The organism is Marinomonas colpomeniae (assembly GCF_014803385.1).
Lineage (GTDB): Bacteria > Pseudomonadota > Gammaproteobacteria > Pseudomonadales > Marinomonadaceae > Marinomonas > Marinomonas colpomeniae.
In genome coordinates this window covers 818,555-838,902 of record NZ_JACYFC010000002.1, presented here as the reverse complement: position 1 = coordinate 838,902, position 20,348 = coordinate 818,555, and the positions used below count along the sequence as shown (strand labels likewise).

Annotated in this window: 16 protein-coding genes; 8 read left to right on the top strand and 8 right to left on the bottom strand. The window is 39.4% G+C overall.

Features of this window, described 5'->3' with window-relative positions:
* The first annotated feature begins 1 nt into the window (after position 1).
* The 3 genes from IF202_RS09100 to IF202_RS09090 are packed head-to-tail and all read left to right on the top strand — an operon-like array spanning position 2 to position 2,431.
* Positions 2-811 (top strand): carbohydrate ABC transporter permease, encoded by an 810-nt coding sequence (locus IF202_RS09100; RefSeq protein ID WP_191594551.1) that lies wholly within the window; start codon positions 2-4, stop codon positions 809-811.
* A complete protein-coding gene (locus tag IF202_RS09095) occupies positions 811-1,656 on the top strand; it encodes an endonuclease/exonuclease/phosphatase family protein (protein ID WP_191594550.1) in 846 nt (281 codons plus the stop codon). Before IF202_RS09100 ends, IF202_RS09095 begins: the two co-directional genes overlap by 1 nt.
* A 7-nt stretch (positions 1,657-1,663) precedes the next feature.
* On the top strand, positions 1,664-2,431 hold the full coding sequence (locus IF202_RS09090) for an HAD-IIB family hydrolase (RefSeq protein WP_191594549.1): 768 nt from the start codon (positions 1,664-1,666) through the stop codon (positions 2,429-2,431).
* A 52-nt stretch (positions 2,432-2,483) separates the two neighbouring features.
* Here IF202_RS09090 and IF202_RS09085 read toward each other — a convergent pair whose 3' ends face one another.
* A complete protein-coding gene (locus IF202_RS09085) occupies positions 2,484-3,839 on the bottom strand; it encodes a sigma-54 interaction domain-containing protein (RefSeq protein WP_191594548.1) in 1,356 nt (451 codons plus the stop codon).
* A gap of 216 nt (positions 3,840-4,055) precedes the next feature.
* Between IF202_RS09085 and IF202_RS09080 the strand changes: the two genes are divergently transcribed.
* From IF202_RS09080 to IF202_RS09070, 3 genes are read left to right on the top strand one after another with little or no spacing between them, the layout of a single operon-like run.
* Positions 4,056-4,934: an MBL fold metallo-hydrolase gene (locus IF202_RS09080; RefSeq protein ID WP_191594547.1), complete on the top strand. Its 879-nt coding sequence runs from the start codon at positions 4,056-4,058 to the stop codon at positions 4,932-4,934.
* Positions 4,935-4,994: 60 nt separating this feature from the next.
* A complete protein-coding gene (locus tag IF202_RS09075; protein ID WP_191594546.1) occupies positions 4,995-6,584 on the top strand; it encodes a bifunctional protein tyrosine phosphatase family protein/NAD(P)/FAD-dependent oxidoreductase in 1,590 nt (529 codons plus the stop codon).
* A 10-nt stretch (positions 6,585-6,594) separates the two neighbouring features.
* The gene (locus tag IF202_RS09070) at positions 6,595-8,307 is read left to right on the top strand and encodes a SulP family inorganic anion transporter (RefSeq protein ID WP_191594545.1); all 1,713 of its coding nucleotides are present in this window, start codon (positions 6,595-6,597) and stop codon (positions 8,305-8,307) included.
* A gap of 73 nt (positions 8,308-8,380) precedes the next feature.
* On the opposite strand, the gene IF202_RS09065 is transcribed toward IF202_RS09070, so the two are convergent.
* The 4 genes from IF202_RS09065 to IF202_RS09050 form a co-directional block, all read right to left on the bottom strand.
* Complete coding sequence (locus IF202_RS09065; protein WP_191594544.1) at positions 8,381-9,217, bottom strand: aspartate dehydrogenase; 837 nt, start codon at positions 9,215-9,217, stop codon at positions 8,381-8,383.
* Positions 9,218-9,296: 79 nt separating this feature from the next.
* Entirely contained in the window at positions 9,297-10,571 is a 1,275-nt protein-coding gene (locus tag IF202_RS09060) for a TRAP transporter large permease (RefSeq protein WP_191594543.1), read from the bottom strand.
* Between the two features lie 25 nt (positions 10,572-10,596).
* Positions 10,597-11,109 (bottom strand): TRAP transporter small permease, encoded by a 513-nt coding sequence (locus tag IF202_RS09055; protein ID WP_191594542.1) that lies wholly within the window; start codon positions 11,107-11,109, stop codon positions 10,597-10,599.
* Positions 11,110-11,202: 93 nt separating this feature from the next.
* Complete coding sequence (locus tag IF202_RS09050; RefSeq protein WP_191594541.1) at positions 11,203-12,180, bottom strand: TRAP transporter substrate-binding protein; 978 nt, start codon at positions 12,178-12,180, stop codon at positions 11,203-11,205.
* A gap of 394 nt (positions 12,181-12,574) precedes the next feature.
* On the opposite strand from IF202_RS09050, the gene IF202_RS09045 reads away from it, so the two are divergent.
* Positions 12,575-13,480, top strand: coding sequence for a LysR family transcriptional regulator (locus IF202_RS09045; RefSeq protein ID WP_191594540.1), 906 nt, complete (start codon positions 12,575-12,577; stop codon positions 13,478-13,480).
* An 18-nt stretch (positions 13,481-13,498) separates the two neighbouring features.
* Here IF202_RS09045 and IF202_RS09040 read toward each other — a convergent pair whose 3' ends face one another.
* On the bottom strand, positions 13,499-14,317 hold the full coding sequence (locus IF202_RS09040) for a sugar phosphate isomerase/epimerase family protein (RefSeq protein WP_191594539.1): 819 nt from the start codon (positions 14,315-14,317) through the stop codon (positions 13,499-13,501).
* Positions 14,318-14,471: 154 nt separating this feature from the next.
* Between IF202_RS09040 and IF202_RS09035 the strand changes: the two genes are divergently transcribed.
* Positions 14,472-18,194 (top strand): YobI family P-loop NTPase, encoded by a 3,723-nt coding sequence (locus tag IF202_RS09035; protein WP_191594538.1) that lies wholly within the window; start codon positions 14,472-14,474, stop codon positions 18,192-18,194.
* Between the two features lie 113 nt (positions 18,195-18,307).
* On the opposite strand, the gene hutG is transcribed toward IF202_RS09035, so the two are convergent.
* Positions 18,308-19,117, bottom strand: a complete 810-nt coding sequence (gene hutG / locus IF202_RS09030) for an N-formylglutamate deformylase (protein WP_191594537.1) — start codon at positions 19,115-19,117, stop codon at positions 18,308-18,310.
* Position 19,118: 1 nt separating this feature from the next.
* The gene (gene hutI / locus IF202_RS09025; RefSeq protein WP_191594536.1) at positions 19,119-20,348 is read right to left on the bottom strand and encodes an imidazolonepropionase; all 1,230 of its coding nucleotides are present in this window, start codon (positions 20,346-20,348) and stop codon (positions 19,119-19,121) included.

The window sequence follows — 20,348 nt, the reverse complement described above, 5'->3', positions numbered from 1 at the left end:
AATGAATAAAACACTGACACTTTTATCTTCTAGTATCGCTTGGGTATTGGCATTACTTTGGATTTTTCCTTTGCTTTACGCTTTTTGGGCCGCTTTCCATAGTGCGGAATACACCACAAATTTTGTCTTGTTTGCTCCCTTGGAGTTAAGCAATTTTGAAAAAGCCTGGTCTCAAGCACCTTTTATGCGCTACATGTTTAACACCTTTGCCATCAGTATTTTGACATTGGCAGGTCAGTTAATCGTCTGTACCTTGGCGGCTTATGCCTTAGCTCGTATTAAGTTTCGCGGTCGCGCATTTGTCTTCAGCTTGATCATTATGCAGCTGATGGTGACACCAGAAATACTCATTGTAGAGAACTATCAAACGCTAGCTCAGCTCCATGCCATTGATACGTATTTGGCCGTGGCGATTCCCTATATTGCCAGCGCCTTTGGTATTTTTTTATTGCGCCAAAGTTTTAAATCCGTGCCAATGGACCTAGAAAACGCCGCAAAACTAGAAGGATGTAGCCTTTTACAAATCATTTGGAAAGTCTATGTGCCGCTGGCGAAACCGACTTACGTGGCTTATGCATTAGTTTCTATCAGTACACATTGGAATAATTTCTTATGGCCATTAATCGTCACCAATACGGAAAACAGTCGTCCGCTCACTGTCGGTTTGTCTATTTTCGGTGCGCCTGAATCAGGTGTTGATTGGGCTATTATTTGTGCCGGCACACTGATTTCTATTGCGCCACTCTTACTGATTTTTATTATTTTCCAACGTCAGTTCATTCAGTCATTTATGCATGCAGGAATCAAATAATGCGTCTATTAAGCTGGAATATTCAATCGACCAAAGGCTGTGACAATGTGTTTGATAACGGCCGAATCATCAAAGACATTCAAGACTTTGGTGACTTAGATGTGATTTGTTTACAAGAAGTTGCTCGGTATATGGTGCCGTATAATAATGACGATCAAAAAAGTCTGATTGAAGAAGGTTTTTCGGGTTATCACAGTACTTGGGCAGCGGGGTTTAGTCGTCCTCTCGCCAATGGTAAAAATCAAGAGTTTGGTAACTTAACCTTAGTAAAACAAGGAACTCTTTTAGATAAGCGCATTCATCAGCTACCCAATCCATGTGTTTCTCCCGCCATACAAATACCGAGAAGCGTAGCGGAAACTGTGATCCGTTATAAGAGCACAAGTATCACCTTATTGAATACACACCTTGCCTATCACTCAGAACTAGAATCGACACAACAAATTGACTATTTAACTCAACTACGTGACCAAGTACTCAGCCATAAATTATCAACAACGACTTTAAGTTCATCCGATAACGACGCCTATCATTCTGCTCAAAAGGGCCAACACGTCTTATTATGTGGAGACCTTAACATCGCTTTAAACAGTCCCAAGTACCTAACAATGACGAATGATATGGCTTGGTTAGACTGCGCTAATGTCGCAATAAAAGATGCAAATCATTTAGTTCGACAACCAACTTGTGGCATTTTCGATACAAGCTTATGGCCAGAAGGCGCTCATGTGCGTGACTACTTTCTTTGTTCTTCAGGATTAGACGACAAGATCAAAAACATGGAAGTAAACACCTCAACAATGGCTTCTGATCACCAACCTATTTGCCTCACTCTAGAAGATTAAAATACTGATGAATAACCCTACACAGTTACCAGCAAACCTTACCAACACAATCAAAGTCGTCTTTACCGATGTCGATGACACACTGACGTTAAATGGAGAAATTCCTTTAGAGACGATTCAGGCCTTACATAATTTAAAGCAAGCCAACATTCTTGTTGTACCTGTTACTGGTGCCAGCGCAGGATGGTGTGATTGCCTGCTAAAAACCTTACCGATCAAATACATAATAGGAGAAAATGGCGCTTTCTTTATGGAACAAGGAGACCGCGGTCATACGTTGCTCACTTACTTAAAAGCACCTCACCAAGTACAAGAAGACCTTGAAACGTTAAAAACACTGACCAAGGAACTAAATACTCTTTACCCAGATATCAGCTTTACCCAAGACCAAAACTTTCGCATGACCGATGTGGCATTAGATATCGGACAAGCGGTCAAAGTGGATTTTTCACATGCTAAAGCCGCAACCGAATGGTTAAAAGAAAAAGGCGTAAACGCCAAATTGAGCTCTATTCATATCAACACTTGGATTGGCGAACACAATAAAGCCACCGGAGCGATGGCTTGGCTCAAAGGTCAAAACATTCAGGTTGAGGACACCATATTCATCGGCGATTCAACCAATGACGAAGCCATGTTTCAAACCATTCCGCTATCTGTTGGTGTCGCCAATGTCGAAAAATTCCTCCCGACTTTGATGTATAAACCGACTTATATCACCTCTAAGAACGGCGGTTTGGGTTTTGTGGAATTAGCTAATTCATTGATAACTTGATCAATATTATAAATAATAGGTTATGCGCTATGTGCTCAGTTAACAACTTTAATTAGCTTTCTAACTTACGATATAAGGAACGGAGGCTTATTCCTGCTATTTTGGCGACAGCTTCTTTATCACTATTATGGAAGGTCATTAAATCTGATAAATAACGACTTTCTGCTGTTTTCAAATCAACCCATTCCTTGTCGATGTTATGGATGCCTTTCAAGCCTGATTGTTGTGGTGCGGAAAAATCACCTTGTTGACTTAGTTCATTATCAATATACAAACACTCTTGAATAGTGCTACGTTCAATAAGGTTAGTGTCTGTCAGAATAACAGCTCGATTTAGGATATTACTTAACTCCCTAATATTGCCAGGGAAATTGTATCGCCTTAATACCTGTAATGCGGAATCAGTCAGGTGATATTCTTTGCGTTCGCTTATGCGTTTGAGCAAGGTATTGATTAATAAAGACAGATCATCTTTTCGCTCCCTTAATGAAGGAACATAAATAGGAAAAACGTTAATTCTATAATAGAGATCTTGACGAAAAGTACCTTCTTTTACCATTTGAGAAAGGTTTTTATGTGTTGCACAAACTAAACGAAAGTTGCTGTGCTTAATAGTTGAAGAGCCTATAGGTCGAAAAGATCCTGTTTCAATAAGACGCAATAGTTTCACCTGCATAGAAAGCGGCACATCACCAATCTCATCCAAAAACAAAGTTCCGCCATTGGCTAACTCAACCAAGCCGGTACGATTGTTATTCGCGCCAGTAAAAGAGCCTTTTGTATGGCCAAATAACTCACTCTCAAACAAAGAGTCCGTCAGTCCCGCACATTCTAATGTCACCAACGCATTTTTAGCCCTAGTACTGCCCTGATGCACTGCGTTTGCCACCAACTCTTTACCACTGCCTGATTCTCCCAACAATAGTACCGATGCATTACGACTGCAGACTCGGGTTATTTTCTCCAGCATTTGATTAAACGCTTTTCCATAGCCAACAAGCTTATTACTCACATCCTCAGCACTAGCTGCGGATACTGCACGTAATAACTCAACGAAGAATAACAAGTTGCCTTGATTGTCATGGATAGGCAACATTTCTACATCAACATGCTCTTTGCCTCTTGGGGTTTGATGTATATGTAAAACGCGTTCTTTATGTCCTGTATGAAGGACAGCAGACAAGGGACAGTCCTCACCAGCTTCATCACAAGGAACGGTATAACCATGAGAAACTTCAAAGCAACGTGGTTTTTTTTGCAATGAAACTTCACCAAAGGCCTCACGATAGCGTTGATTAATTGCAAGTATCTGATAATCAATAGACACCAGAATCGCCGGACAGTCGTAACCCTCAAGCATACTTGCTAAAACCTCATAAGAAGGTCCATCAGATACAATCACATCCATAGAAATGCCATATTTGTCAAAAAATTAAGTCAAATATGACAAAACACCTAACATTAGTCAAAACTAATCTAGAGAAAACGATCGATTAGAAATATATAAATCAATAAATTCAATAGCTTAGAATTATTTTTTTATCTTGGCATATTTTCTGCTCTATCTAAGTTAATAAACCGATTTACGGTTACTAATTAACAACTTAAAAAGGGGTTTCAAATAATGACTAACAAGATAACAAAACCTAATGTCGCTGCTTTTTTTGATAAAGACTCTAATACATTCTCTTACGTGGTTAAGGATCCAGATTCATTTAGTTGCGCCATCATAGACAGCGTTTTAGATTTCGACTATGCATCAGGTGGCACTTCTTATAAGGGTGCCGATGAAATAATAGATTATGTGACGACCCAAAAGCTAAATGTCGAATGGCTAATTGAAACTCACGTTCATGCGGATCACCTTTCCGCTGCGCCCTATTTACAAGCAAAACTAGGCGGTCAAATTGGTATTGGAAAACAGATTACAGCAGTACAAGACACCTTTAGCACCGTCTTTAATGAAAGCGCTGATTTTAAACGTGATGGCTCCCAGTTCGATCACTTATTCAGTGATGGTGAACAATATAAAGTAGGTTCAATGGATTGTGTAGCAATACACACTCCAGGACACACACCTGCCTGCTTCACTCACACATTAGGAGACGCCGTGTTCGTTGGCGATACCTTATTCATGCCAGATGCAGGGACAGCTCGCGCTGATTTCCCAGGAGGGGATGCTGGAATTTTGTTTGATTCCATTCAAAAAATCTTAGCCTTACCTGAAGATAATCGTATTTTCATGTGCCATGACTATTGCCCAAATGGCCGTGAATTAGAATATGAAACAACAGTAAAAGCACAACGCGAACAAAACATTCATGTTAAAAGTGATATTAGTAAATCTGTGTTTGTTGATTTACGTGAAGCAAGAGACAAAACATTGGCTATGCCTCGCCTTATTTTACCTTCTCTTCAGGTCAACATGAGAGCAGGACACATGCCAGAACCTGAGGATAATGGCTTGTCTTACTTCAAGATTCCACTAAATGCTTTTAAGTAAATCATGCAGGTAAAAGCCTACCCATTATAAAAAACTAAAAAAAATAATGAGAGAATAGCCATGATACGCAAACAAATTACAGATAAATATTCAGTGTCTGAGCAGATCACCTTAGTTGATGTAAATACTTTAGCAAAGTCTGGTGTGACGCTGATTATATGTAATCGTCCAGACAACGAAGAAGATGGTCAACTGGCATTTGCAGATATTGCCTCTCGCGCAAAAGAGTTAAACATCGGTGCCGTTCACATTCCTTTTGCAGGTGGGAAAATGCAAGCAGCGGATGCTGAGTTGTTCAAGCAAACTCTCGTTGGAGCCCATAACACTCATGCGTACTGCCGAACTGGTAATCGCTCAAGCTTAATTTGGCAAGCGGCTTATCCAGAACAGGCAGAAACACCAAAAATAGAAACAAAGAAGCCAGAATATGATGTCGTTATTGTCGGTGCGGGTACAGCAGGTATTTCTACAGCCGCCAGTTTATTGAAGCGCAAACCAAACTTACAAATCTGCTTGATCGATCCTGCTGAAAGCCACTTTTATCAACCTGGCTGGACACTAGTTGGTGGTGGCGTATTTAAAGCTGGGGAAACTCGTCGCAATATGGGGGACGTGATTCCAAATAAAACGACGTGGCTAAAAAAAGCGGTCAAAACTTTTGTACCAAATGACAATAAAGTCATTCTTGAGAATGACCAAGAAATCACTTATCGCTTTTTAGTCGTTGCTGCAGGAATAAAACTCGATTGGGAAGCCATCGAAGGATTATCAGAAACATTAGGCCGTAATGGTGTCACTTCTAACTACCGTTATGATCTAGCACCTTATACATGGGAGCTTTCAAAGAACCTTAAAAGCGGAAAAGCGATTTTCACACAACCTCCAATGCCGATTAAATGTGCTGGCGCACCTCAAAAAGCGATGTATTTATCTTGTGACCATTGGTTTAAACAAGACTCGCTTAAAAATATTGATGTCTCATTTTACAATGCAGGTGGTGTGATATTTGGTGTATCTGAATATGTGCCAGCTCTTGAAAGCTATATCGAAAAATATCAAATTGATACCAATTTCAGCCACAATCTAGTTAAAGTGGACGGTCCAAATAAACGAGCTTATTTTGCTTCGAAAGATGAAAACGACCAACCAATCATAATTGAAACAAAATTTGATATGTTGCACGTTTGCCCACCACAAACCGCACCAGATTTTATTCGCAACAGTCCTTTAGTAGATGATGCGGGTTGGGTTGATGTGGATAAAGAAACCTTACAACATACCTCTTTTGACAATATCTGGTCGCTGGGTGATGTATCCAATACACCAAATGCAAAGACTATGGCAGCCGTTCGTAAACAGGCTCCAGTGGTTGCACAGAATATTTCTGATGTCTTAGATAATCATAAAATCAGAGCGATTTATGATGGTTATGGCTCTTGCCCACTGACGGTTGAAGTCGGAAAAATTGTCTTGGCAGAATTCGCTTACGGAGGAGTCGTGATGCCAACGTTTCCAAAGTGGCTTAACGATGGCTCTAAAGCAACCACCTTAGCTTGGATCTTGAAAAAAGACATTTTACCTCCTTTTTACTGGCACGGCATGTTGAAAGGGCATGAGTGGTTTGTTAAACCAATCATGCGAAAAGAGTGAGAATATCAAAATGATTGTTGAACGTTTTTTTCCTGCTCTATCTTGGTTAAAAAGCTATAACCGAGTGCAATTTGGTCAAGATGCCACAGCGGCGTTCATAGTCACCATGCTACTGATTCCTCAGTCATTGGCTTACGCAATGCTGGCTGGGGTACCACCAGAAGTTGGTTTGTATTCTAGCATTCTGCCATTAGTGCTTTACGCCATATTTGGTACCAGTTCATCATTATCAGTTGGCCCTGTTGCCGTGGCGTCATTAATGACAGCCACGTCATTGGCGGTCATTGCAGAACAAGGCAGTGCAAGTTATTTAACGGGAGCGATTACACTCGCATTATTATCTGGCGCTATGTTGGTCACCATGGGAGTAATGAAGCTAGGAATGATCACCAATTTACTGTCTCATTCGGTGATCTCTGGCTTTATTTCTGCTTCTGGCATCATCATCGCTTTAAGTCAGCTAAAGCACATTTTTGGCATTCAAGCTCATGGCGACAATGTCGTAACACAATCTCTCAGCATGCTAGAAAATATTAGCCAATTTAATCCAATGACATTTGTTGTAGGGTTATCTGTTGTCACGTTCCTATTATTGGCACGCCGCTATGCCAAGTCGTTTTTCATTATGCTTAAAGTACCTGAAACTTACGCCGCATCTTTGGCAAAAACAGCGCCTATTCTGGGTGTATTATCCAGTTTAGCGTTAGTTTACGTTTATGACTTGCAAGCTCAAGGTGTTGCTATTACAGGAACTATTCCAGCTGGACTACCCCATTTGAGCTTATCTTTGCCTTCGTTTGAACTAATAAAAAGCTTGGCTTTACCTGCCTTAATGATTTCCATCATAGGTTATGTTGAGTCAATTTCTGTAGGGAAAACATTAGGGGCAAAACGCCAAGAAAAAGTTAAACCAAACCAAGAGTTAATCGGTTTAGGCACAGCAAATATAGCGTCCGGCATCTCTGGCGGCTTCCCTGTTACGGGTGGTTTTTCTCGTTCCGTAGTGAACTTTGATGCGGGCGCAGTAACGCAACTTGCCGGGATTATGACGGCCATCGGCATCATGATCGCCTCACTCGTTTTAACACCTATTTTGTACTTCTTACCTAAAGCAACCTTAGCTGCAACTATTATTGTCGCTGTAACAACGTTAATCGATTTCTCTATTTTGAAAAAAACATGGGCTTTTTCTCGCAGTGATTTTTATGCGGTTTTAGCGACTATTGTGATAACACTATTAATGGGGGTAGAAGTAGGGGTCGCATCTGGTGTGGGCTTATCTATCCTATTGCACTTATCTCGCACCTCTCGGCCTCATGTAGCAGAAATAGGCTTGATTGAAGGAACAGAGCATTTCCGTAACGTAAAACGCTATGAGGTGAAGACATCACCCAATCTACTTTGTTTACGCCCTGATGAAAGCTTGTTTTTTGTGAATGCCGCCTTCCTTGAAGACAGTATTCTCGACAGCATTAATCATCGTCCAGATATAGCCGATGTTGTTATCCAATGCAGTGCCGTCAACGAAATTGATTTCAGTGCATTAGAAATGCTTGAAGCGCTCAATAATCAACTCAAAACACTGCATATCAAACTATCGTTTTCCGAGGTAAAAGGCCCAGTAATGGATCATTTGGAATGCAGTGGATTTTTACAACATCTCAGTGGAAAAGTGTATTTAACACAATATCAGGCATTTAATGATCTTGTTAAAAATTCTTAAGAAGGTGGGGCTCTAGCAATCTAGATTTATGCCATCCATAAAGTGATCTTATAGGTGACATAAAGACTCCACTTTAAACCCCATAACAAACCGATGAAGTCAGATTTTTAAGCGCTTTAACTATGGTCAGAGGCACATCAGCACTGGTACTTGGTGTGACCTCAGAAGGTACACCTTGCCAACGAGTTTGTAGTTTTCCTACTTCACTATCAAACGCAATATCTGTGTACATTACAGACTCCATAGGGTCTGCAATTAATTTCACTTTAGTGGAGTCTAATCCCACTGTAGCGAGTGCCAACATAGCGCTAATATTACTACTTTTAGGAAATAGGCTTGCGGATTCTCGTGCAGTGCCTTCAAAGAAACAAGTAGGCACTTTGATAGCATCAAGATCAACAAAGTTTTCCGCTGGCGTGCCCTTCCAAGAGTTCACAGGCTTCGTTTGCGTGATCGAAACATCATTTACTTTAGACAAAGACGCCGCCGACATCCAATCAACGGCAGGTAAAGCACCGGATGAAAGCAAGAGCTTAGAGCCTGATTTTTCTGCTGCCTGAATAAATGCATTCAACACACGATCATCTGTAAAAAGCCCAATACTTGAGACTAATAGATCTATCCCTTTTTCTAGTATTTCGACACCATATTGTGAAAGTGTTTCTTGACCAGCAGCTTCAATAATAATGTCAGGTTTTGTGGCGAAAAATACGTCACTACTGTCTGTGATTAATAATTTAAAATATTCTGATTTATCTGCATTAATTGTTAAATATTTTTCTTTATTTCTACATAAAAGAGAAACCAATTCAGCCTTTCCAACCTCTCCATTTTCTATGCTGTTTGCTACATGTTGACCAATAGCACCCAAGCCAATAATTCCGACTTTCAATTTAGTGTTCGATTTCATTTTAATCCTTTACTGCGCAATAATAACAAGCGCGACATAACATTGAGTACTTACCATTACAGAGGTATTAGATTTACGGTTAAAACATCGCACTAGGAAGCGCCAGACTTAACCATGGAACATAGGTAATAATCATGAGACCGATCAGCATGATGATGAGAAATGGTATGCAGCCTCTGAAAACCTCAAACAAACCCATTTTTGAAATAGTGACCGCGACAAAAAGGTTAAGGCCAACAGGTGGTGTTATCATGCCAACCGAGTAATTCACTAGATTGATAATCCCGAAATGCACAGGATCGATGCCGACTTCTGAAGCGATTGGCGTCATCAAAGGCGCCAATACAATAATCGCGGACGCACTATCCAGAAAAAAGCCAGCCACCAACATAATCACATTAAGTAATGCGGTAATAACAAAAGACGAGTCACTCAAAGATAAAACAGAGTTCGCAAGTAATGAAGGCATACCAATAATCGTTAATAGCCACGCAAAGGCAGAAGCACCTGCGGTGATCAATAACAAAGCACCTGAGGTTAATCCTGTATTTTGTAGGATTTCCCATAAATCTTTCGCGCTCACTTGTTTATAAATCACCATGCCAACAAATAAGCCATAAACACACGCCACCGCAGCCGATTCTGTCGCCGTAAAAATACCGCTATAAATGCCACCCAATAAAATAACCGGAAGCCCTAAACCCCAAGCGGAGCCTTTAAACGCCTCGGTAACTTCCGCTAATGTCGGAAATGGCGCTCTAGGGAAGTCTTTTCTTTTTGAGTACACAGTGCAATACGCGATCAACAAACCGCCCAATAACAAGGCAGGAAGAATACCTGCGGCGAACAATTGACCGATACTTGTCGAGGTGACAGAACCATAAATAATCAGCGCGATACTTGGAGGAACAATGGGTCCTAATGTTCCGGCCGTTGTCAGTAATCCAATTGCAAATCGCTTGCTGTAGCCCGCCTCAACTAGCGCAGGAAACATGATGCTACCAATGGCAACTACTGTGGCAGGACTGGAGCCAGAAATAGAACCAAAAAACAAACAAGATAGTACAGCTGCAGACGCTAAGCCTCCCGGCGCCCAGCCAATAAGGACTTGAGCAAGCTTAATAAGTCGAGTAGATAAACCACCTACTCGCATTAATTCAGCAGCCAAGATAAAAAACGGAATAGCCATCAATGAGAAATTATTTATACCGGAAAACATTCTCATCGGAACAATGGTTGGGTTCATTGTTCCTGTTAATTCCATGGCACCGATAACGGAAAACGCCAGTGATCCATAAATGGGTAAGCCTAATAGCAGCAATAATAAAAACAGCGGAAAAAGGAGCGTTGCCATGTAAAATTCTCTGTATTAAAAGTGGTTAATTAATATGGTCGTTATTGATTGCTATCGTTGTTTCATTGGATTCACCAAATACAGAACACATAATGCCTGCGTATCGAATTACTTGAAAAAACGCCGTAATGGGAATGAATGCATAGATAAAAGCAACAGGGATTCTTAACGCTGGGGATAATTGACCACGAGCCAATGTACCTAAAAACAGAACACCACCGTAATAAAGCAAAGTAAGAGCGAAGAGTGCACCAATAACGGCTGCAATAAAAACAAAGAACTTAATACAAGATTTTGGAATAGAAGACTTTAAAATATCGACCGTAATGTGACTTCCCTTTCTTATTCCTAAGCTGGTCGAAAGAAAACTCATAGAAATAATAAGATATAAAATTGCTTCTTCTGCCCAAAAAATAGAATCGTTTAGCGCATAGCGAAAAAACACTTGAGTAAAGGTAAGAAGCGACGCAACGGCCAAAATACTGGCAATGAGGAAGCCTTCTATTTTATCTAAATGCTTATTGATTTTTTCGAACATTAACGTCTCTTTTTAATGGTTTTTCTGGGAGTGACATTAAGACATTAAGACATTAAGAGACTCTATTTTAAAAATAGAGTCTCTTAGCAATCACTAGTTCTTAATTTCTTGATAAACAAGGTCTAACAAATCAGAAGTAACGGTTTTACGAAATTCTTCATGAACAGGCTTACTTGCTTCAATGAATGCCTCCATTTGAGCTTTAGACAAGGTAGTTACTTGTGTGTATTTCTTAATATTATCCAACGCAGAAGCCTCTAACTCATCCGTCAATGTACGAGACACGCCACGAGCATAATCAAACGCATCCGTCATCACGACTTGTAGGTCCTCTGGAAGAGACTCCCACGCTTGTTTATTCACAATAGTCGCATAACCATGATAAGCGTTAGACGTCAGTGTCATGTACTTTTGAACTTCATAAAACTTCTTACTGGTAATATTTGCAATAGGATTCTCTTGCCCTTCTATTACACCTTGCTGAAGACCGTTATACACTTCGGTGTAGGCCATCGCAGTTGGATTGGCATCAAAGTTACGATACGTACTTAACAAGATAGGCGACTGCATGGTTCTCATTTTGAGACCTTTAAGATCAGTAGGCTCTTCGATAGGACGAACGTTATTCGTCATATGACGGAAGCCAGCGCCCCAAAAATTCACCGCATGCATGTCATGATTTTCTAATGTGTCTAGAATTTTACGACCTGCTGGTCCATCCAATACCTTCATCATGATTTCTTTTGATGGCAACAAGAATGGAAGATCAAGAATTTGGACACGAGGCTCAAAGTTACCCAAAGTAGCAGTAGGCGGCATCGCTATTTGAACCATATTCATTTGTAATTGTTCAATAATTTCAACGTCTCCACCAAGCTTAGCTGCTGAAAGTACGTTTATGTCAATGCGACCATTAGATTTTTCTTTCACTTCTTTAGCAAAAGCTAGGGCTGCCTGTCCATTTGGCGTTTCATCGATTAATACATGTGCAAAGGTAAAATTAAATTCAGCTGCCAATGCAGATGTACTCATTAATAATGCGAGCGCTGCGATTAAAGGTTTTTTCATCATGATATGCCTACCGAGTTGGGTTGATTTTTCTAGATTCTGAGCGTTAATCAGTGCATCTACTTCGAGATAAAAAGTAGGCTTATGCCACCGTAAAGGCAATAGCATTTTATTTACAACAACTGTAAATATTTTTACAATAACTGTTCGATTCCTTCTTTTATAGTGGCAATAAGAAACTCAAAAAGAGCACCAAATCTGTGCAAATACAATTATTAACGCCCTATTTTGGTTGGTTTATAGTATTTCGTCGTATTCTGAACCTTGCTAACACTGATATTTTTTTTACATTAATGAGCATTTCATAACAAGACACTATATGAATAAAAACCTACTAACACCATGATTTCATGAAATAAAATAGCGTTACCTTGATCTCATAAAAAAGGAAAAAAGTGTGAGCGACAACACAGATTTATTAGCTATTAATTGGAATGACCTAAAGTATTTTCTAGCACTTTGGCGCTACAAAAGGCTCTCTTTAGCAGCAACTAAAATCGGCTGTACGCATGTCACCATTGCCAATCGAGTCGAACAACTTGAAAAAGCGATTGGAACAAAACTTTTTTTTCAGAACAGCAAAGGATTTCACCTGACCACAGCGGGAGAGAATCTGATTCCTTATGCAGAGAAATGTGAAAGAACCCTGCGCTTGGCGAATGAAAACTACAGAAACGTACAAGAAATTCGTTCCAAAATCCGCATCGGTGTTACAGAAGGGTTTAGTAATTATTTCCTTTCCAGCCGTTTACCGGCTTGGATTAAAGATCAAGGTATCGACATAGAGCTTATTTCATTGGCGGGTAGTACCTTTATTACCAGCGGCGAAGTCGATATCAGTATCACAATCGGTCCGCAAAAAGGATCGAATATCATTCAGAAAAAACTCACTGACTACACGCTCGGCTTATTTTCAACACAAGACTACTTGTCGAATAATGATCCAATAGAAAAAACGTCCGACCTGTTAAACCATCATTTTATTGGCTACATTGAAGATCAGGTTTTTTCTGATTTATTGAAATACCAAGGTGAAATATCACCAAACCTAAACTTCATCTATAAATCGACAACTATACATACTCAACATAAAGCGGTAAATACAGGGTTAGGTATTGGTATCCTTCCACACTTCGTCGCATACGGAGATCCCAATATCACGCCAGTTTTACCCAAAACACTGCTTCATAGAGAGCTCTGGATATCAACAAGTAAGGATCTTCACAAATTTAGAGATCTGAAGCTTACTTGGGACTTTATATTGAATGCATGTGCAGAAGAAAAGCATCGATTTATGGTTTAATAAAGCTCAACTTCATTCTTAAACAAGCTTATTTCTGAGGTGCTGTTGCATGAAGTTATTCGCTGCCCAAATATCAACCATAGGCTCATGCGTATTGGGTTGTACATGTGCGTATGGAAAAGGACCGAACTCAGGGGTGATGGTAAAACCGGATTGACCTCTGTTTTTTGCAAGGTCGATCACTTTTTGCCATAGTTTTACATGGTTCTCTACATGCCCCGCCCAAAGTTCATCCTGTGGATTGGTAACCTGTGGACCTTCTTCGAAACCGACTCTCGCATGAATATGATGTACGTGAGAAAATATTTTTTCTAAACGTTCCAATTGATCATTCAAATCAGATTCATGGACCACCATCCAATGACTAATATCCAAGTTCAATTTTAATTCTGGTAATGCATCGATGATTCTTTCTGTATCAAATGTACTGAACGTGGGTCTAAATCGATGCGTTTCATGGGTGATGGTTATGTTGTGCTTTTGTTCGAGTTTTAAAGCATTTTCAAATAGACGTAAATTGTCTTTCAAGCTAAAAATATCGCGCCCAGTATGGGAATTAATCAGCACAGGTTCAAACTCAACCGCACGTTCAATTTGAGTATTCATACTTTCTAGATGATCTTCAACCGTGTCACCAGCCGTACCAATACCCGTAATAATGCTCAGCCCAAGTTCAGCATGTGCTTCTCGCACTACATCGGTATCAATATCAAAAAATGGTAAGAACAACTCGGTACCTTGATAACCATCGGCATGAGTGCGTTTTATGAGCTCGTTAAAGTCATGCTCGTTATTGCAGGGTGCTTCCCAAAAAGATTTATGGAAGTTAAGTTTCATTTGAATATTCTCGTATAAGTAAACAGCGTCCAAGTGAACGGTAATTTAACATACCTGCTTATATTCAAATAAAGAATTTGGTCTTTTGTTTTGAACACGATAAAGTGAAAATCAAATAAATGATTTATACACATTGCACGTAAAGGAATATGAAATGGGACTTTGGAATTGCTTCTCCAAAATACAAGAAAATACCAACGATCAAGAAAGCTCTAGCTCCCTTAGCCTCAAACCGCTCACACCTGAATACGACAAAAATCATCACAATAGTTATGTAGACAGAATAAATGCTGCTTTTAAAATCTCAGAAGTGCGTAATATAGCGCTATCAGGAAATTATGGCGTCGGTAAAAGTAGTATTCTTCAAGAGGTAGCAAATCAACACAAACATGACATAGTTGAAATATCTCTATCGACATTAGCCCCCATGAAAACGACTGAGGGCAATACTGATGAAACAAAACTAGAAGAAACAACTACCAATAGAATTCAACAGGAAATCGTAAAACAACTCCTGTATCGATTAGAGCCTCAGAAGGCACCACATTCTAGATTTCAAAGAATCGAGCGATTTAATTTAGTACGAGAGCTCTGTCTTTCACTTGTAATTGGTATCGCAGCAGTACCAATCTTCATATTGATGAGTTGGACGGATAAAATTTCAAAGGCCTTCTTATCGGTTGTCGATTTAGGCCTGTACTCTCATTTAATTATTTTAGCATTCACTATATTAATAGCATTCGGAATTCGATGGTTAACCCATGGTCGTATGCGTATTAGCAACGTATCAGCAGGAGCGGCGACTATTTCATTGGATGATAAATCCGGATCTTATTTCGATCAATATCTTGATGAGATAGTGTATTTCTTCGAAGTATCTAAAAAGAACATCGTAATTTTTGAAGATATAGACAGGTTTGAAGATTCACATATTTTTGAAACGTTACGGTCTTTAAATACGCTTTTAAACAGCGCACCTCAAATCAAAGAAACGATTCGATTTATCTATGCAATCAAAGACAGTATTTTTGATTTGTCGAACTCGAAACAAACCGCAGAAAAGCCACATTCGGCTATAAAAGACGCAGTTCAAGTCTTAGAAAAACTCCATTCGACCATTACAACTATAGAAGACGCTGCTCAAGACGCAGTACAACAAACAGCTCGTACAAAATTCTTTGACCTTATTATCCCTGTTGTACCATTTATTACTCATCGAAGTGCAAGAGACCTTATAAAACAGATATTAGAAGACGAACTCTATAAAAACATCAATCCAGAGCTTATCAAGATTGCGGCTCGTTATGTTCCAGACATGAGACTACTGAAGAATGTACGTAACGAATTCATCATTTTTCGCGAGGAAATTTTTACAGATGACAGCAAACAACTAAATCTAAGCGAAAGTGACCTCTTCGCAATGATGCTTTATAAAAGCACTCATTTAGCGGACTTTGAATTAATTCGTTTAGGAGAAAGTAAACTTGATAAAATTTACGATGCTAGTCGAAAGCTAATAACAGAAAATATAAACCGTATTGAAAAAGAAATAATGCAACATAAAATAGATCTTGAAAATCTATCTCGTAGCAGTATTCAGAAACGAAGTGAACATCTAGGGCTTCTACTAATAACTTATATAAACAGAGTTTTAAAATGCTCCAACCAAGCAACAAGTAGTGGTCAATTAAAGTTAAATAATGAAAGACTATCAATTGATGACTTGAAATCAGTTGATTTTTGGTCTGACTACACTAATCAAAAAGATAAGGCTAAACTTTATTGGACTCCCCATAACTATAATCAAACTTTAACCTTTGAGCTTATAGATATTGAAGAAGCCCTAGGTACTAGCTTGTCTCCTAGTGACTGGAAAGCAGCTGATAAAAAAGAGTTCAGCATTTCAATTGATAAAAAGAAAAATGAATTGGAATTTCTTCGTAGTGCAGATATATATCACATTTTAAAACAGTCAACATTTACGCTAGACGCAAAATCTCTAGATACAATAATTAAAGAAAATCTATCAAAAGAGCTAGCTTACCAGCTTATCAAGTCAGGTTATATTAACCGTAATTTCACTCTGTATACATCAACATTTCATGATGACAACGTATCCCCTGCTGCTCAAAACTTTATCATTCATAATGTTGACCGTAATGTCATGGACGAACACTTTCTACTCACGGATGAAGACATTAAAGCCATAATAAAAGAGTGTGGTCAACAGTCTCTAAGTGAGCCTTGCCTGTATAACATTTCTATTCTGAATTACCTATTAAGGAACTATTCATCAGACACTGATATTATGATTAGAGCTTTGATGCAGTTTGGAGAAAAAGAAAAGCAATTTTTGCAATTATTCCTAAATGGAAAAAATGAATACGTTGAGCTAATCAAAAAGCTCACACCTGAAACGGAAGAAACACTGCATTTCCTAATCAATGGAATAGAGTTAGATGATCAAAAACGACTTAATCTAATCGATTTGTCACTAGAAAATTTAGACTCTGAAACACATTACAACATAGACGATTCTGTTTCAGAATACTTAGAAACGCACTACTCTATGCTATCAACTCTTATAAGACCATCAGATAAAACAATCCCAGAGAATATTACGTACATATTTGCCGACGCTTCAATACGTATTCCTGAGTTAAAACTGTTATCCGAAACTATGCAGCAAGCGTTTGTGTGCAAGAATCTTTATACCATCACTAAAGAAAACTTAATCATCGCACTAAGAAACAATGAAATCCTCGCGCTAGATATTGCTTTAGAAATTAATGAAGACATTTACAACTACCTTCTAACAGATATCAAAGGTTACTTGGATTCAATAAATGGATTTTCCAAATCTGTAAACTCAAATAAACACTTCATAAAAATAATAAAAGATATTTATCATTTCGACCCTGATTATTTAGACGACATAATAAATCAAGCGTCGGATACATGTATTGTTGAAGACCTTAAAGCTGACACAGAAAATACTTGGCAGACATTAGCAAAGCTAAATCGCTTTCCAGCTACGTTTAACAACATCAATAACTACATTAATAGTGTCGGAAGCATTGACGAAAACCTAGAACAAGTTTTAATTAATAGTAAGGAAATATCGCATAATGAACAAATTGAAGAAGAGCATCGAGTAGAACTTGCAAAGAAAATACTTAATGCGAACAAAGCTAAACTTACAAATCAGCTAAGAGTAAAGCTTTCCAATAGCTTGAAGAAATTCAAATATTACATCCCTGCGATAGATCTACCCGTGGAGAAGGGAGAATTATACGCTCTTCTCCTTGGCAACAACCTAATCAGTGATTCAGAAAAATCTTATACGCATTTACTTGAAACAGATTGGTCGACTAGAGAGTCCTACATCCATGTTTCCAAAAAGTTTGTGTCCTACATTACTCCTGAGCTTTTAAAAAGTGACTTAGGACCTCTTCTGAAGAGTAAAAAGATCTCACTAAGCGTGAAGCAATCTATTGTTGAACGTGCGGATGAGTTCATAAATGAATGCAGCAATAATTGCTTAGTAGAATTGGCTAAATTTTCTATTGAACATAATCATAATTTATCTATCGATGTCGTAGAAAAAATGGCTAACAGTCACATTAAAGACAAAGATATCATTCTCTTGTTAAGCCCTCATCTAAATTCTACTATGGACAGTGAACAATTATTTAGAATATTAGGAGCATTAAAAAATAATTACCCTCAACTAATTTCTACAGGTAAAGATAAGCCTAAAATACCTAAAACTGCTGAAAACCAAAAATTAATTAACACTTTGCAAGCGCTTCAAATTGTAAGCTCATTTAAAGATATTGGAGATGGACTAATTCAAATTTTCAAACGTCACAAGTAAGCAGGATTCAGACATAGCTTACATTTTAGCTTTACATGTTAATTATTTAAAAGAATCCCCATAGCGCTCTCACGTTATGGGGATTCCTTTAAAGCTCTAACAAACAATGACAACTAAAACCTAACCAAACTCACAGCCTCTATAATGTCTTTGAGTTGCTGTTTAATAACGGGGAGTTTTTGCTCATCCAGTTCATAACGCCCTTCTTTCAAAACAGCTTCGTTTAGATAGGTAGCTTGAGACAGCTCTAACTGAATCGCGTGGATGTTGTTTTCTGGCTGACCGAATTGACGAGTGATATAGCCGCCTTTAAAACGTCCATTTACCACTTGTGTATAGTGGGGTTGGATGATCTGTGTAGCGATATTTGCTAAGGATTCATGGCAAGATTTGCCTTCGTTGGTTCCCCAGTTGAAGTCTGGTAAAGTCCCTTCAAATAGCATAGGCACTTGTGCGGCGATGCTGTGTGCATCAAACAAAATAGCGTAACCAAATTTGACTTTTAGTCGAGCCAGCTCTTGCTCTATCGTCGCGTGATAAGGCTTCCAGATTTGATCTTTACAAAACAATTTATGTGCATCACCAGGTTCTTGCCCTTGATTGAACACAGGGCTGTCTGCGAATAAAATATCAGGAAACAATCCTGTGGTTTTACTTTCATAAAGCGGTTTGTCGTCATAAGGTCGATTAAGGTCAATCACATAACGAGAGTAATTCGCCTTTATACAACTGACACCTAATGACGTAAAAAAATCATACAGTTCAGGAATATACCAATCCGTGTCTGGCAATATTTTAGCTTGTTTGGATAAGCCAGCGTCCACTTCTGCCGTTAAGTTCAAACCCGAATGCGGCATACTGATAAGCAAGGGAGAATCGCCTTGTGTGAACTCAAACGCCGGTACGGTTAATGGATGATTCATATCACTCTCCTTGCAGCTCTTTTCCTAAATGGACACGATTCTTAACTAGGTTGCCACCTAACCAATAACTAAGTTCGCCCGGGCTTTCAACGTCCCAACAAACAAAATCCGCGACTTTACCGATTTCTAAGGTACCGTGAGTATCGCTCATTCCCAATGCTTTTGCGGCATGTATCGTCGCACCCGCTAATGTCTCTTCTGGCGTTAATCCGAATAAAGTACAACCCATGTTCATCATCAACCGCAAAGACAAGGCTGGCGATGTGCCAGGATTTGCATCCGTGGCAATGGCCATAGGAACACCATGTTGACGTAATAAATCGATTGGTGGTCGTTGCGTTTCTTTCAAGGTGAAAAACGCACCCGGTAACAACACAGCAACCGTGCCAGATTCTGCCATGGCGATCACATCTTCTTCTTCAATGAATTCAATATGATCCGCTGACAAGGCTTTGAATGACGACGCCATGCGCGTGCCGCCCAAAGACGAAAGCTGCTCTGCGTGAATTTTCACTGGTAAACCAAGACTTGCTGCTGTTTTGAAATAACGCGCTACTTGCTCTGTACTAAAAGCGATTCCTTCACAAAAGGCGTCTACGGCGTCGGCCATACCAAGCCTTGCAACTTCAGGTAATACGGTGTCACACAAGAAATCAATGTAGGTGTCTTTGTCATCATATTCCGGTGGCATAGCGTGCGCTGCTAAACAGGTTCGTTTAATCGTGACAGGGTTTTCATTACCTAAAGTGGTCGCCACGCGCAGCATTTTTAGTTCGCTCTCAAGAGACAAACCATAACCAGATTTAATTTCTACCGTGGTCACACCATCGGCCATCAAACTTTTTAAACGACGTGTCGCGCTACGAACCAATTCTTCTTCACTGTCTTCTCGTGTTGCTTTTACAGAAGACGCAATACCACCACCCTGCTTGGCGATATCTTGATAACTTACTCCGTTCAAACGTTGCTCGAATTCACCCGCTCGATTTCCACCAAAGACTAAATGTGTATGGCAATCAATTAATCCTGGCGTAATCCATCCACCATCGAGATTGTGTTCTTCTTGCGCTTGATAAGCGGGAAGGTTTTCTGCTTTTCCTAGCCAAACAATACGACCACCAGCCACGCCTATCGCCGCATTTTCAATCGCACTGTAGCGGCCATCTTTCATGGTCGCGACATTTGCGCCAAGCCATACACTGTCTAAAACAAGTGGCGTATCATTTGTCAT

What these genes read in the sequence shown, in the direction of transcription:
- IF202_RS09100 (WP_191594551.1), top strand. Translation starts at nt 2, where the DNA reads ATGAATAAAACACTGACACTTTTATCTTCTAGTATCGCTTGGGTATTG.
- IF202_RS09095 (WP_191594550.1), top strand. Translation starts at nt 811, where the DNA reads ATGCGTCTATTAAGCTGGAATATTCAATCGACCAAAGGCTGTGACAAT.
- IF202_RS09090 (WP_191594549.1), top strand. Translation starts at nt 1,664, where the DNA reads ATGAATAACCCTACACAGTTACCAGCAAACCTTACCAACACAATCAAA.
- IF202_RS09085 (WP_191594548.1), bottom strand. Translation starts at nt 3,839, where the DNA reads ATGGATGTGATTGTATCTGATGGACCTTCTTATGAGGTTTTAGCAAGT.
- IF202_RS09080 (WP_191594547.1), top strand. Translation starts at nt 4,056, where the DNA reads ATGACTAACAAGATAACAAAACCTAATGTCGCTGCTTTTTTTGATAAA.
- IF202_RS09075 (WP_191594546.1), top strand. Translation starts at nt 4,995, where the DNA reads ATGATACGCAAACAAATTACAGATAAATATTCAGTGTCTGAGCAGATC.
- IF202_RS09070 (WP_191594545.1), top strand. Translation starts at nt 6,595, where the DNA reads ATGATTGTTGAACGTTTTTTTCCTGCTCTATCTTGGTTAAAAAGCTAT.
- IF202_RS09065 (WP_191594544.1), bottom strand. Translation starts at nt 9,217, where the DNA reads ATGAAATCGAACACTAAATTGAAAGTCGGAATTATTGGCTTGGGTGCT.
- IF202_RS09060 (WP_191594543.1), bottom strand. Translation starts at nt 10,571, where the DNA reads ATGGCAACGCTCCTTTTTCCGCTGTTTTTATTATTGCTGCTATTAGGC.
- IF202_RS09055 (WP_191594542.1), bottom strand. Translation starts at nt 11,109, where the DNA reads ATGTTCGAAAAAATCAATAAGCATTTAGATAAAATAGAAGGCTTCCTC.
- IF202_RS09050 (WP_191594541.1), bottom strand. Translation starts at nt 12,180, where the DNA reads ATGATGAAAAAACCTTTAATCGCAGCGCTCGCATTATTAATGAGTACA.
- IF202_RS09040 (WP_191594539.1), bottom strand. Translation starts at nt 14,317, where the DNA reads ATGAAACTTAACTTCCATAAATCTTTTTGGGAAGCACCCTGCAATAAC.
- IF202_RS09035 (WP_191594538.1), top strand. Translation starts at nt 14,472, where the DNA reads ATGGGACTTTGGAATTGCTTCTCCAAAATACAAGAAAATACCAACGAT.
- hutG (WP_191594537.1), bottom strand. Translation starts at nt 19,117, where the DNA reads ATGAATCATCCATTAACCGTACCGGCGTTTGAGTTCACACAAGGCGAT.
- hutI (WP_191594536.1), bottom strand. Translation starts at nt 20,348, where the DNA reads ATGACAAATGATACGCCACTTGTTTTAGACAGTGTATGGCTTGGCGCA.